Annotated in this window: 12 protein-coding genes; 11 read left to right on the top strand and 1 reads right to left on the bottom strand. The window is 68.7% G+C overall.

The window, feature by feature from the left end:
• The first annotated feature begins 39 nt into the window (after positions 1-39).
• The 11 genes from HNP48_RS17860 to HNP48_RS17810 all read left to right on the top strand — a co-directional run bounded on the left by HNP48_RS17860 (position 40) and on the right by HNP48_RS17810 (position 12,548).
• Positions 40-888 (top strand): nucleotidyltransferase domain-containing protein, encoded by an 849-nt coding sequence (locus tag HNP48_RS17860; protein ID WP_184859437.1) that lies wholly within the window; start codon positions 40-42, stop codon positions 886-888.
• 15 nt (positions 889-903) lie between these two features.
• A complete protein-coding gene (locus HNP48_RS17855) occupies positions 904-1,968 on the top strand; it encodes an AAA family ATPase (protein ID WP_184859435.1) in 1,065 nt (354 codons plus the stop codon).
• 5 nt (positions 1,969-1,973) lie between these two features.
• Positions 1,974-3,800, top strand: coding sequence for a DUF2201 family putative metallopeptidase (locus HNP48_RS17850; RefSeq protein ID WP_184859433.1), 1,827 nt, complete (start codon positions 1,974-1,976; stop codon positions 3,798-3,800).
• Complete coding sequence (gene rtcA / locus HNP48_RS17845) at positions 3,800-4,882, top strand: RNA 3'-terminal phosphate cyclase (RefSeq protein ID WP_184859431.1); 1,083 nt, start codon at positions 3,800-3,802, stop codon at positions 4,880-4,882. Before HNP48_RS17850 ends, rtcA begins: the two co-directional genes overlap by 1 nt.
• Before the next feature lie 76 nt (positions 4,883-4,958).
• Positions 4,959-5,876 (top strand): cysteine synthase A, encoded by a 918-nt coding sequence (gene cysK, locus HNP48_RS17840; protein WP_184859429.1) that lies wholly within the window; start codon positions 4,959-4,961, stop codon positions 5,874-5,876.
• Positions 5,877-6,031: 155 nt separating this feature from the next.
• The gene (locus HNP48_RS17835; RefSeq protein WP_184859427.1) at positions 6,032-6,799 is read left to right on the top strand and encodes an endonuclease/exonuclease/phosphatase family protein; all 768 of its coding nucleotides are present in this window, start codon (positions 6,032-6,034) and stop codon (positions 6,797-6,799) included.
• Between the two features lie 2 nt (positions 6,800-6,801).
• A complete protein-coding gene (gene clsB, locus HNP48_RS17830) occupies positions 6,802-8,046 on the top strand; it encodes a cardiolipin synthase ClsB (protein WP_184859978.1) in 1,245 nt (414 codons plus the stop codon).
• Positions 8,047-8,058: 12 nt separating this feature from the next.
• Entirely contained in the window at positions 8,059-9,078 is a 1,020-nt protein-coding gene (locus tag HNP48_RS17825; protein WP_184859425.1) for a YbhN family protein, read from the top strand.
• Positions 9,079-9,111: 33 nt separating this feature from the next.
• Entirely contained in the window at positions 9,112-10,188 is a 1,077-nt protein-coding gene (locus tag HNP48_RS17820; RefSeq protein WP_184859423.1) for a J domain-containing protein, read from the top strand.
• Positions 10,189-10,272: 84 nt separating this feature from the next.
• The gene (locus HNP48_RS17815; RefSeq protein WP_184859421.1) at positions 10,273-12,003 is read left to right on the top strand and encodes an NAD(P)/FAD-dependent oxidoreductase; all 1,731 of its coding nucleotides are present in this window, start codon (positions 10,273-10,275) and stop codon (positions 12,001-12,003) included.
• Positions 12,004-12,008: 5 nt separating this feature from the next.
• Complete coding sequence (locus HNP48_RS17810; protein ID WP_260420277.1) at positions 12,009-12,548, top strand: VUT family protein; 540 nt, start codon at positions 12,009-12,011, stop codon at positions 12,546-12,548.
• A 9-nt stretch (positions 12,549-12,557) separates the two neighbouring features.
• Here the strand turns inward: HNP48_RS17810 and HNP48_RS17805 are convergent, their stop codons facing one another.
• Positions 12,558-13,904: an amidohydrolase gene (locus tag HNP48_RS17805; protein ID WP_184859417.1), complete on the bottom strand. Its 1,347-nt coding sequence runs from the start codon at positions 13,902-13,904 to the stop codon at positions 12,558-12,560.
• Positions 13,905-13,931 lie beyond the last annotated feature (27 nt).

The following is a 13,931-nucleotide window of genomic DNA, read 5'->3' as shown; positions in this document are numbered from 1 at the left end:
ACGACGTTATGAGGGTCCCGGCACGCCGGGACATCCCACATGCCAACAAACCAAGAACAAGAAACGAAAGAAGAAGAATTCCTGCGATCCGCCCACCCCATCGACCCCGGGGTGCGCAGCCAGGTCATGGAATCGCTCGCACGCATCGAGCGCGAGCACGCGGTCACTGTCCTCTTCGCCTGCGAGTCGGGCAGCCGGGGCTGGGGCTTTGCATCGCCCGACAGCGACTACGACGTGCGCTTCATCTACGTGAACCGCCTGCCCTGGTACCTCACGGTGACGCCCGGGCGCGATGTGATCGAGGTGCCAATCAGCGGCGACCTGGACATCAACGGTTGGGACCTGCGCAAGGCGCTGGGCCTGATGCGCGAGTCCAACCCCACGCTGCTCGAATGGCTGCGCTCGCCCGTGGTCTACCGCGAAGAAAGCGACACCATGGAGCGCTTTCGCGCGCTGGCCGAGACCGTGTTCTCCAACGCCAAGGGCTGGCACCACTACGCCTCCATGGCCAAGAAGAACTTCCGCGAACACCTGCAGGCCGACGAGGTGCGCTACAAGAAGTACCTATACGTGCTGCGCCCGCTGCTGGCCGCGCGCTGGATACGCGAGCGCCCGGGCGTTCCGCCCATGCGCTTTGCCGAGCTGGCCCAGCACACGCTGGACCCGGTGCGCGACGCAGCACTGGTCGCCGAGATCAACGCCCTGCTGGAGGTAAAGATGCGCGCCGGCGAGGCCGCCACCAGCCCGCGCTGGCCCGGCATCCACGATTTCATCGAAGCCGAGCTGGAACGCAACGCTGCAGAGCCGGTGCAGCCCCTGCCCGTGCCGGGCCATGCGGCGCTGGACGCCCTGCTGCACGACACCGTGCTGCGCTTTACCACCGATTGAACCGAACCCTTGCCCATGCAAGCCACGCACGCCCTCTCGCCCTCCCAGCTCAGCGAATTCTTGCTGAACGTTGCCATCACCCGCCCGGTCTTCATCTGGGGGCCGCCGGGTGTGGGCAAGTCGGCGCTGGTGGAGAAGTTCGCGCACAGCGTGGGGCTGGAGTGCGTGTCCCTGCTGGGCAGCCAGCTGGCACCGGAGGACCTGATGGGCGTGCCCCAGATCACCGATGGCGTGACCCGCTTCTGCCCCCCGGCGATGATTGCGCGCAAGGAGCCCTACTGCATCTTCCTGGACGAACTCAATGCCTGCTCGCAGGATGTGCAGAAGGCCTTCTACAGCCTGATCCATGACCGCCGCGTCGGCGAATACACGCTGCCCAAGGGCTCCATCGTGATCGGCGCCGGCAACCGCGCGCAGGATTCGGCCATCGTCAAGCCCATGTCCTCCGCGCTGATGAACCGCATGGTGCATGTGCACCTGAAGGTATCCGCGTCGGAATGGATGGACTGGGCATCGGCCAGCGCCATCCACCCCATGGTGATCGAGTACCTGCAGCAGCGCCCCGACCACCTGTGGAGCGCGCCCCCAAAGCACGAGGAGCCTTTCTCCACGCCGCGCGCCTGGCACATGCTCAGCGATGCGCTGCAGGCGTTTGGCGATGCGCCCTCCCCGTCCATGGTGGAGGCACTGGCCTATGGCTGCCTCACGCCCCAGCATGCGGCCCAGTTCAAGGCCTTCGGCAAGCTGGCGGCCGACCGGCACCGCCTGGAAGCCATCTTCAAGGGCGACTCCCGCTGGCCCCATGCCCCAGAGGACCGCGACGTGCTGTACTTTCTGGCCCAGGCCTTCCGCGCCCGGCTGCTCAAGACCCTGCCGCAGGACAAGAGCGCCAGCACGGGCGACCTGCAGGCCTTGGTGCACCGCTCCAAGGCCATGCTCAAGGACCTTGCCCAGATCAGCCTGGAGATGGCACAGATCGCCGTGGCCGAAGAGGCGGGGCAGACGCTGCCCGCGTGGTACATGATCGAGGTGGTGCGCGACCTGCCCCGCCTGGTCGAACGCCAGGCCAAGGCGGCCTGAACACCATGGCCAAGACCAGCCACAAACCCAGCCCGGCCACGCTGGCCTATGACGCCGGCATGGCCCAGGTGCTCGCGCACCCGATCTTCGGGCCGCTGGCGCGGCGGGTCAGCTGGGTGCGTGCCGTCTCAGCCAGCCAGTGCCCTCCCGCCGGCTGGCTGGTGGTGCTGCGCAACCACTGCATCCACGTGCACCCCAAGCGCAATGCGCCGCCCGATGAATGGGCCTTCGTCCTGGCGCGCGGCGTGCTTGGCTATGCCATGGAACTGTTCCAGCGCGACCGGGGCGACTGGCCGCAGTGGTGCGCCGCGTGCGATGTGGCGAGCACGCGGTTCCTGGCCTCTGTCAAGTTCGGCCAGTGCCCGGCCGACATGCAACTGCCGGCCGACGTGCCCGCCTGGGACGAAGAGCGCTGGTACCGCCAGTTTTGCGAAAGCGGTGTTCCGCCCTGGGCAGAGTCCATGGGCCTCGCCGGCCCCCGGGCCACGAGCCTGCAGGCCCCCGAGGAATGGCCCGAACGGCCTGCGACGACGCGCTGGGGCACAGTCTCAACGCAAGACAGCTGGAGCGAAGTGTTCGCCGCAGGCATCGCCAACTCGGTGGCCCAGGCGGTGGAAATCGCCGCCGGTACCCGCGCGGCGCTGGGAGGGGACGCGCGCAGCGCCCCCCGCAGCACGACCGAGCGCGCCCGCAGCTGGTTCATCAGCAGCTTTCCGCTGCTGGGCTCGATGGTGGCGGCCTTCGACATCCTCGAAGATGCCGAGCTGTGCCGGCGCGAGGAGATCATGGTGGGCGCCGTGGACGAGACCCTGCGCACCATCTACCTCAATCCCGCAGCGGGCCTGACAGAACAGGAGACCCGCTTCGTGATCGCGCACGAGATCCTGCATGTGGCCTTGCGCCACATGGGCCGCCGGCAGGGTCGCGACCCCTACCTGTGGAATGTGGCCTGCGACTATGTGATCAATGACTGGCTCATCCAGATGCAGGTGGGCAGCGCGCCTGCCCTGGGGCTACTGCACGACCTGGAACTGCGCGGCCTCTCGGCCGAGGAGGTCTACGACCGCATCGTGGTCGACCTGCGCCGCATGCGCAAACTGCTCACGCTGGCAGGCCGGCAAGGGGACATGCTCGACCGCAGGCTGTCCCCGGGCCAGCCTGGGTTCACCGACCTCGATGCCTTCTACAAGGAACAGCTGGGCAAGGGGCTGATGCTGCACGAATCCCAGGGCCGGGGCCTGCTGCCCGCAGCCCTGCTGGAAGAAATCCGCGCCCTGCTGCAACCGCCGATTCCGTGGGAGGTGGAGCTGGCCCGCTGGTTCGACCACCACTTTCCGCCCATCGAGACCCGGCGCACCTACACACGCCTGAGCCGGCGCCAATCGGCCACGCCCGACATCCCCCGCCCGCAGGTGGGCCCCGACCCGCGCTGGCTGGAGGGCCGCACCTTCGGTGTGGTGCTGGACACCTCCGGCTCCATGGACCGCCACACCCTGGCCAAGGCCCTGGGCAGCATCGCGGGCTACGCGCAGGCCAAGGAGGTGCCCGCCGTGCGCGTGGTGTGCTGCGACGCCGCGCCCTACGACCTCGGGTACCTGGAAGCGCAGGACATTGCCCACCGTGTCGAGATCAAGGGGCGCGGGGGCACGGTGCTGCAACCGGCCATCACCCTGCTGGAGAACAGCGCGGACTTCCCTGAGGACGGTCCCCTGCTGATCATCACCGACGCCGACTGCGACCGCCTGAGCGTGCGCCGTTCGCATGCCTACCTGTTGGCCGCGGGCCGGCGCTTGCCGTTCATGCCCAGTGGCGACGTTTTCTACATGACCTGATGCATTCAACTCTTTCACAATCCAACGGCCTTCAACCCCTTGTTCTCGACGGCTCCCAAGGCGAAGGCGGCGGCCAGATCCTGCGCACGGGGCTGGCGCTGTCCATGGTGACGGGCCGGCCGCTGCGCATCGAGCGCATCCGCGCCGGCCGCGCCAAGCCGGGCCTGATGCGCCAGCACCTGGCCTGCGTGCAGGCGGCGGTACAGGTCAGCGGCGGGCAGGCCGAGGGCGCGGAGCTGGGCTCGCAGTCGCTGCAGTTCACGCCCGGTGCGGTGCAGGCGGGGGACTACACCTTCCGCATCGCCGGTGCGGGCAGCTGCCTGCTGGTGCTACAGACCGTGCTGCCCGCACTGATGCTGGCCGATGGGGCGAGCCGCGTGCAGCTGGCCGGCGGCACGCACAACCCCATGGCACCACCGTTCGACTTTCTGCAGCGCGCCTATGCGCCACTGCTCGCACGCCTGGGCGTGGGGCTGGAACTGGCGCTGGAGCGCCGTGGCTTCTACCCTGCGGGCGGCGGCCTGCTGCATGCGCAGATCACCCCGGCCACCAAGGCTCTGGCACCGTTCGACCTGCTGGAGCGCGGGGCGCCGCTGGCTGCCTGGGGCGAAGCCCTGGCCCCGGGCCTGGCGCGCAGCGTGGCTGCACGCGAGCTGGAGGAACTGGGCCGGCGCCTGGGCTGGACGCAAGAGGCCGGCCAGCTGCGCACGCCCGGCGTGCGCCAGCACGAAGGACCAGGCAATGCGGTCATGGCCACGCTGGAATACGCCCAGGTGACCGAGGTGTTCTGCCAGTTCGGCGAACGCGGGCTGTCGGCCGAGACCGTGGCACGCAAGCTGGCCGAGGAGGTGCGGGCCTATGAGCGCAGCACGGCGGCCACCGGGCCCCACCTGGCCGACCAGTGGATGCTGCCGCTGGCCCTGGCCGTATGGCGCACGGGCCAGGAGGCGCGCTACACGGCCAGCGAGCTCACCGACCATACGCGCACCAATGCCGCAGTGATCAGCGCCGGCCTGCCGGTGCGCGTGACCACCGAGCCGCGCGACGATGGTGCCATTCTGGTCCGGGTGTTCCCCCAGTGAGGTACAAGGCTGCGGGACTGGGCCACAATGCCGCCTTGCACTGCCACCCACCCCTTTTTCTTGACCAGGAGACGCCATGAAAGTCGACAACATTCTGCAGACCATCGGCAACACGCCACACGTGCGCATCAACCGCCTGTTCGGCAGCGCGGCCAATGTGTGGGTGAAGGCCGAGCGCGGCAACCCCGGCGGCTCCATCAAGGACCGCATCGCCCTGTCCATGGTGGAGGATGCCGAGCGCTCGGGCGCGCTCAAGCCCGGCGGCACCATCATCGAGCCCACCTCGGGCAACACCGGCATCGGCCTGGCACTGGTGGCCGCCGTCAAGGGCTACAAGCTCGTCCTCGTGATGCCCGACAGCATGAGCATCGAGCGCCGCCGGCTGATGCTGTCCTACGGCGCCACCTTCGACCTGACCCCGCGCGAGAAGGGCATGAAGGGCGCCATCGCCCGCGCCCAGGAGCTGCTGGCCCAGACACCTGGCGCCTGGATTCCCCAGCAATTCGAGAACCCCGCCAACATCGACGTGCACGTGCGCACCACGGCGCAAGAGATCCTGGCCGACTTTCCCGACGGGCTCGATGCCATCATCACCGGTGTGGGCACCGGCGGCCACCTCACCGGCGTGGCGCGTGTGCTCAAGGCAAAATTCCCCGCGCTCAAGGTGTTTGCCGTGGAGCCCTCGGCTTCGCCCGTGATCTCGGGCGGTGCGCCCTCGCCCCACCCGATCCAGGGCATCGGTGCGGGCTTTGTGCCCAAGAACCTCGACACCAGCCTGCTCGACGGCGTGATCCAGGTCGATGCCGAACCCGCCCGCGAATACGCACGCCGCTGCGCGCGTGAAGAGGGCATGCTGGTGGGCATCTCCTCGGGCGCCACATTGGCCGCCATTGCGCAGAAGCTGCCCGAGCTGCCCGCGGGCGCCCGCGTGCTGGGCTTCAACTACGACACGGGCGAGCGCTACCTCTCGGTCGAAGGCTTTCTGCCCGCATGACCTGAGTGGCGGCGTGGGCCCGCGCTGCACGCGCTGACGGCCCACCGTCCTACAGCGCCATCGGCCCATGGCCGGAACAATCAAGGCAAGACCCTGGCGGCATACGCCGCAGGGGCGCGCACCACGGCGGTGCAGCAGCTTTTCAGATTGTTTCCATGGCGCACACACCCACCTCCCAGCCCATTGCCTTCAAGGTATTGACCGTGAATGTGCACAAGGGCTTCACCACCTTCAACCGGCGCTTCATGCTGCACGAGCTGCGCGATGCAGTGCGCAACGTGGCGGCCGACTTGGTCTTCCTGCAGGAGGTGCTGGGCACGCACCACCGCCATGCGGGCCGGGTGGAGAACTTCCCCCAGGAGCCCCACTACGAGTTCCTGGCCGACACCATCTGGACCCAGTACGCCTATGGCCGCAATGCGGTGTACGACAACGGCCACCACGGCAACGCACTGCTGTCCAAGTTTCCGATCACGCACTACGAGAACCACGACATCTCGGTGAGCGGGCCCGAGCGGCGCGGCATGCTGCATTGCATTTTGCAACCGCCCAGGCACCACCGCCCCGTGCACGCCATCTGCGTGCACCTGGGCCTGCAGGAGGCACACCGCCAGCGCCAGCTGCGCAGCGTCTGCGACCTGGTGAATACCTTCGACCCCGAGGAGCCCGTGGTCGTGGCCGGCGACTTCAATGACTGGCGCGGCCGTGCGCACGAAATCCTGCGCGAGCGCGCCGGCCTGCACGAGGTGTTCGTGCAGTCCACGGGGCGCGCGGTGCGCACCTTCCCGGCCTCCATGCCGCTGCTGGCACTGGACCGCATCTACGTGCGCAAGGCCGCTGTACACACCCCCTTGCACCTGCCCAAAAAGCCCTGGGACAAGCTGTCCGACCACGCCCCCCTGGCTGCGGAGATTGCGCTATGAGAATGCGCGCAGCCCAATCGTCCCGCTGGGTGCCGGGCAACCAGTTCGAGTTGCTGGAGAACGGCGAAGACTTCTTCCCGCGCGTCTTCCAGGCCATCGCCCAGGCCCGGCGCGAGGTGATGCTCGAAACCTTCATCCTCTTCGACGACAAGATCGGGCAGGAGCTGCATGCCGCCCTGCTTGCCGCGGCCAAACGCGGTGTGCAGGTGCATGTGCTGGTGGACGGATTCGGCTCACCCGACCTGTCGGACCGGTTCGTCGGTGAGCTGGTGGAGGCCGGCGTGCACTTTCGCATCTTCGACCCCGGCAAGCGCGTGCTCGGCCAGCGCCTGAACATGCTGCGCCGCATGCACCGCAAGATCGTGGTGGTCGATGGCGAGCATGGATTCATCGGCGGCATCAACTACTCGGCCGACCATGTGGCCGACTTCGGCCCCGAGGCCAAGCAGGACTATGCGGTGCAAGTGCGCGGCCCCATCGTGGCCCAGATGCACCAATACACCCACGAGGCCGTGCTCAGCCCGGCAGAGCGCCGCCGCAGTCGCGCCAAGGCGGCGCCGGCGCGCGGCCTGCCCTATGCCGGCACAGCGCACGCCATCTTCGCCACGCGCGACAACCACGACCACACCAACGACATCGAGCGCCACTACCGCATCGCCCTGCGCTCGGCACGCAAGCGCGTGGTGATCGCCAACGCCTACTTCTTCCCGGGCTACCGCTTCATCCGCGAGATGCGGCGCGCGGCGCGCCGGGGCGTGGACGTGCGCCTGATCCTGCAGGGCCAGCCCGACATGCCCATCGTCAAGACCGCAGCCGGCCTGCTCTACGACCACCTGCTGCGTGCCGGCGTGCGCATCTACGAGTATTGCGAACGGCCGCTGCACGGCAAGGTGGCCCTGGTGGATGACGAGTGGTCCACCGTGGGGTCGAGCAACCTCGACCCGCTGAGCCTGTCGCTCAACCTCGAAGCCAACGTCATCATCCGCGACCGCGCATTCAACGCCACGTTGCATGGACGCATGGCCCATCTGATGGACCATTGCTGCAAGCAGGTGGAGCCCTCTCCCAAGGGCGCCTGGGAAGGCCTGCGCCTGGTGCGCAGCTACTGCGTATTCCACCTGATGCGCTGGTTCCCGGCCTGGGCCGGCTGGCTGCCGCGCCACGAGCCCACGATCTCGCTCGTGAAGGCCCAGGCGCAGGCCGACGCACTGGCCACGGACCAGCCGCAGGCGGCATCGGCCACGTAAGATCGCTTCCCCATGAGCACCAGCGCACCCGCCCCCCACCCCCTTCGCGGAGAGGCGCCGCCTGCGCCGCGCAGGGGGGGACGCTGGCACGCGCTTCGCTCCAGCCGCTGGTGGCCTTGGGCGATGACCCTCGCCACGGGTGCCGTGGTGCTGCTCATCGGTGCGCTACTGCTGCGCCAGGCGCGCAATGTGGACTGGGGTGCCGTCTGGAACGCGCTGGCCGCCATGCCCCTGCCGGTGCTGCTGGGCGCCGCCGCCCTGGCCTTTGCCAGCCATGGCATCTACAGCACCTTCGACCTGTTCGGCCGGGCCTACACGCGGCACGGCTTGCCCGTGGGCCGCACGGTGGGCACCACGCTGATCGCCTACCCCTTCACGTTGAACCTGGGCTCGCTGATCGGCGGGGTCACGGTGCGCTACCGCTTGTATTCGCGCCAGGGCCTGTCGGTCGGCGACATCGGGCAGGTGGTGGCGTTGAGCATCATCACCAACTGGCTGGGCTATTTCGTGCTGGCCGGTGCGGTGTTCTGGCTCTGGACGCCGCAGTTGCCCGAGGGCTGGGACATGGCCAGCCACCAGTTGCCGTGGATCGGCAGCGCCATGGCGACCGTCACGCTGCTGTACCTTGCAGCTTGCATAGCGCGGCATGGCCGACCTGCCACCGTGCGCGGGCACGAATTCACGGTGCCGCACTGGCGCACGGGTCTATTGCAGGTAGTGCTGTCGGCCGTCAACTGGATGGTGATGGCCGGCGCCATCTGGCTGCTGACCCAGCAGCAGGCGCCCTATGTGGCGGCGCTGGCCACGGTGCTGCTCGGCGCGGTCGCGGGGCTGATCTCGCGCATCCCCGCGGGCCTGGGCGTGCTGGAGGCCGTGGGCACGGCCGTGCTGTCGGCCTACATGCCGGCGCCCCAGGCGCTGGCGGCCATCCTGGCCTACCGCACGCTGTATTTCTTCGCGCCCCTGGCCCTCGCCGCACTGGCCTTTGGCGTGGTCGAGCTGCGCTGGCGCAGCAAGAGCCGCCCGGGCTGACGGTCTGGCGCAGAAGGCACAATCGGCGCCTTCATGCCTTCCTCTCCAGACAACAGCCTGCTGCGCATTGCAGAGCAGCCGGGCCAGCCCCCGCTGACACCGGCCCAGCAATCCTTCAATGCGCTGCTCGCGCAGATCGACGCGCAGCGCGCCATCCTTGCCGCGTGGAACCAGGCCATCGAGGCCTACCACCAGCGCTACGCCCGGGATGTGGCGCCCCTGCTTGACCGGTACTACGCAGCGCACGCCGACCTGGTGCAGGCGCTGGTGGACGCATCGGCGCGCAAGGGCCTGGGGCGCACCCTGCTGCGCAACCTGCATGCCGTGATCGCGCGGCTCGCCCGGGATCTGGCCGAGAACGTGCGCGACCCGGCCACCCGCACGGCCATGCAGGCGCTGCACACGCAGTTTGCCGAGGAAGCCACTACCGATTCGCAGTTCCCGGCGGAGGACCCGGCAGATCCGCCGAGCGACACCCCGGAATCCCCCGAGGACATCGTGCGCCGGGTCGAAGAGGAAATGCAGGCGCGCCAGGCCCGTGCCGCACAGGAGCGCGAGCGCCACCACGCCAGCCGCGCGCGCAAGTCCAGCGCACAGCAGCGCCAGCAGCAGGAGGCCGGCCAGGAAGCCAGCCAATCGGTGCGCGCCGTGTACCGCAAGCTCGCCAGCGCCCTGCACCCCGACCGCGAGCCCGACGAGGCACAGCGCCAGCGCAAGACCGCACTGATGCAGCGCGTGAACCAGGCCTATGCCGCGGGCAGCCTGCTCGACCTGCTGCAACTGCAGCTCGAGGTGGAGCAGATCGACGCCGAGCACCTGGTGGCCGTGGGCGACAGCCACCTGCAGCGCTACAACCAGGTGCTTACCGATCAACTGGCCGAGCTGCAGCAGGAGGTGGCCACGCTGGAGGCCCGCATGCGCGAGCAGCTGGGCAGTACCTCACGGCGCAAGCTGCAGCCTGCCCAGCTCATGGCCCAGCTGCGCAGCCAGATCCAGGCGCTGGAGCACGACATCCCGCTGCTGCAGCGCGAGTGCCAGGCCATGGAGGACAACGACTACCTCAAGCAGTGGCTCAGGGCGCAGCGCGAAGACCTGCTGGACGCGGACTGATCCCGCAGGCATGAAACGGCCGCGTCCTTTAAAATAGTGGCCCCACGAATTGCCTCCGCCCGATCGACACGGGCCTGCAAGACCATGATCCGTCTATCCGAACTCAAGCTGCCGCTGGCAGCCGTGCCGGCCGACGCCGCCGAGCACCCGCTGGACGCGCTGCGCGCCCAGGCCATCCAGATCCTGGGCATCGCCCCCGCCGACATCGCCGCCGTGCATGTGCACAAGCGCAGCTTCGATGCGCGCAAGGCCGACCTGCTGGCCGTCTACATCATCGACCTCACGCTGGCCGATCCCTCGCGCATGGCCGCACTGCTGGCCCGGCATGCCGGCCGCCCGCACATCCAGCCCACGCCCGACATGGCCTGGCACCCGGTGGGCCAGGCGCCCGCCGAGCTGCCGCTGCGCCCGGTGGTGGTGGGCTTTGGCCCCTGCGGCATCTTTGCAGCACTGGTGCTGGCGCAGATGGGTTTCAAACCCATCGTGCTGGAACGCGGCAAGACGGTGCGCGAGCGCACCAAGGACACCTGGGGCCTGTGGCGCAAGCGCGAACTGCATGCCGAGAGCAATGTGCAGTTCGGCGAGGGCGGTGCCGGCACCTTCAGCGACGGCAAGCTCTACAGCCAGATCAAGGACCCACGCCACCTGGGCCGCAAGGTCATGGGCGAATTCGTCAAGGCCGGCGCGCCCGAGGAAATCCTCTACGTGGCGCACCCGCACATCGGCACCTTCAAGCTGGTGAAGGTGGTGGAGAACCTGCGCGAGCAGATCATCGCCCTGGGCGGCGAGATCCGTTTCGAGCAGCGCGTGACCGACGTGATCGTCGAGGGCTCTGGCGACAAGCGCCATCTGCGCGGCCTCAAGGTGCTGAACCAGGCCACGGGCGAGACCACCGAGCTGCGCGCCGACCATGTGGTGATGGCGCTGGGCCACAGCTCGCGCGACACCTTCGCCATGCTGTACGAGCGCGGCGTGGCCATGGAGTCCAAGCCGTTTTCCATCGGCTTTCGCGTGGAGCACCCCCAGGGCGTGATCGACCGCGCGCGCTGGGGCCGCCATGCCGGCCACCCGCTGCTGGGCGCGGCCGACTACAAGCTGGTGCACCACGCGGCCAACGGCCGTGCCGTCTACAGCTTTTGCATGTGCCCGGGCGGCACGGTGGTGGCCGCCACCAGCGAGCCCGGCCGTGTGGTCACCAATGGCATGAGCCAGTACTCGCGCGCCGAGCGCAATGCCAATGCCGGCATGGTGGTGGGCATCGACCCCACCGACTACCCGCGCGACGCCGAGGCCTTCGCCCAGCACCTGGGTGCGACCTACGGCGTAGAGGCCCAACCGGCCGGCGCGCACCACCCGCTCTCGGGCATCGTGCTGCAGCGCCAGCTCGAATCCAACGCCTATGTGCTGGGCGGCAGTGACTACAGCGCGCCGGGGCAACTGGTGGGCGAGTTCGTGGCCGGCCGGCCATCGAAGCAGTTGGGCGACGTGATGCCCTCGTACAAGCCTGGTGTGGCGCTGGGCGACCTGCATGCGGCATTGCCCGGCTATGCCATCGAAGCGCTGCGCGAAGCCTTCCCGGCCTTCGGCCGCAAGATCAAGGGCTTTGACATGCACGACGCGGTGCTCACGGGCGTGGAGACGCGCACCTCGTCGCCGCTCAAGATCGGGCGCGGCGAGAACCTGCAGAGCCTGAACACCGTGGGCCTGTACCCCGCGGGCGAAGGCGCCAGCTATGCCGGCGGCATCCTGTCGGCCGGTGTGGACGGCATCAAGGTCGGCGAGGCCGTGGCCCGCGCCATGCTGGGCGCGGCATGAGCGCCATGCGTTTCGCCCAACCCACGCGCACGCAGTTCACCATCGCCGCGCTGACCATGGCCGTCGTGGTGCTGGCCTCCAACATCCTGGTGCAATTTCCCATCAACGACTGGCTGACCTGGGGTGCCATCACCTACCCGGCGGCCTTTCTGGTCAGCGAGCTGGTGAACCGCCGCCACGGGCCGATGCAGGCGCGGCGCGTCGCGTGGGTGGGCTTTGCCGTCGCAGTAGCGGCATCGCTGGTGCTGGCACCGGCGCGCATCGCCATCGCATCGGGCACGGCCTTTCTGCTGTCGCAATGGCTCGATATCGGCGTGTTCGACCGGCTGCGCCACGGCAGCTGGTGGCGCGCGCCGCTGGTGGCCACCCTGCTCGCGGCCGTGCTGGACACGGCCGTGTTCTGGAGCATCGCGTTTGCGGGCACCAGCGACCCCTGGGTCACCTGGGCCCTGGGCGACCTGGCCGTGAAGCTGGCGCTGGGCGTTGCGCTGCTGCTGCCCTTTCGCCTGCTCATCGGCAGCAACCGGGCAGCAGCGCTCTCCTGACGCGCCGGCTTACTTGCTGCGCTGCAGGAAATCCACGGCCAGCGCAGCCAGGGTACGCGCCCCCACGGGCAACTGGTCTTCATCGATGTCGAACAGCGGCGAGTGGTTGGAGGGTGCCTTGTTGAAGTCCGCACCCTTGGGTGGTGCGCCCAGGAAGTAGAAGAAGCCCGGCGCCACCTTCTGGAACTCGGAGAAGTCCTCCGAGCCGCTGACCTTGGGGATGACCATGGTCTTGCCGCCCGTGGCCAGCTTGAGCGCGGGCAGCGAGGCCTCTGTCAGAGCCGCGGGGTTGCTCGTCACCGGGTAGGCCACGGGGCCGAAGCGCACCTTGGCCTTGGCACCGCTCGACGCAGCAATCGACTCGGCCGTGGCGGTGATGCGCTTGAGCGCCTCCTGGCGCATCTCTTCGTCGAAGGTGCGCAGCGTGCCCAGAAGCTCCACGTTGTCGGGAATGATGTTGTAGCGCGTGCCGCCATGGATGGAGCCGATGGTGATGACCGCAGGCTCCTTGCTGATGTTGAGCTGGCGGCTCACCACCGTCTGCAGGCCCAGCACCACCTGGCTGGCCGCCACCACCGGGTCCACCGCGTTCCAGGGCGAGGAGCCGTGGCCGCCGCGCCCTTCCACCTGGATGCTGATGTTGTCCGAGCCCGCCATCAACGGACCGCTGCGGTAGCCCACCACGCCGGAAGGCAGGTTGGCCGTGACATGCAGGCCGTAGATGGCCTGCACGTCCTTGAGAGCGCCCTGCTCCACCATGGCCTTGGCGCCGAAGCTGGGCACCTTGCCGTTGGCGTCGGGCTCCACCGGCGCGCCTTCTTCGGCGGGCTGGAAGATGAACTTGATGGTGCCCGGCAGCTGGGCCCGCATGCCGGCCAGGGCCTCGGCCGCGCCCATGAGCATGGCCACGTGGGCATCGTGCCCGCAGGCATGCATCACCGGCACTTCCTTGCCCAGGTAGTTGGCCTTGACCTTGGAGGCGAAGGGCAGGTTGGTGTTCTCGGGCACGGGCAGGGCGTCCATGTCGGCGCGCAGAGCGACGACCTTGCCCGGCAGGCCGCCGCGCAAGATGCCCACCACGCCGGTGCCGCCCACGCCGGTCTGCACCTCCATGCCCAGGCGCTTGAGGTGTTCTGCCACGAGCTTGGCGGTGCGCACTTCCTGGCCCGAGAGCTCGGGGTGCGCATGGATGTCGCGGCGCCAGTTGACCATCTTGCCGGCAACGCCATTCACGGCGGCCTCGATGGCCTGCAGGCCGGTAGCGTCGAGCGCCTGGGCATGGGCGGTGGAAACCAGGGTCAGGCTGCCTGCCACGAGGCTGGCGGCGAAGGCGATGGCAGAGAGTTTTTTGTGCATTGGAAGGGCAGGTGCAGGGGTGGATGA

The organism is Acidovorax soli (assembly GCF_014207955.1).
Lineage (GTDB): Bacteria > Pseudomonadota > Gammaproteobacteria > Burkholderiales > Burkholderiaceae_C > Acidovorax > Acidovorax soli_A.
Note: the sequence above shows the minus strand (reverse complement) of the source record. Positions and strands in the feature narration are given on the sequence as shown.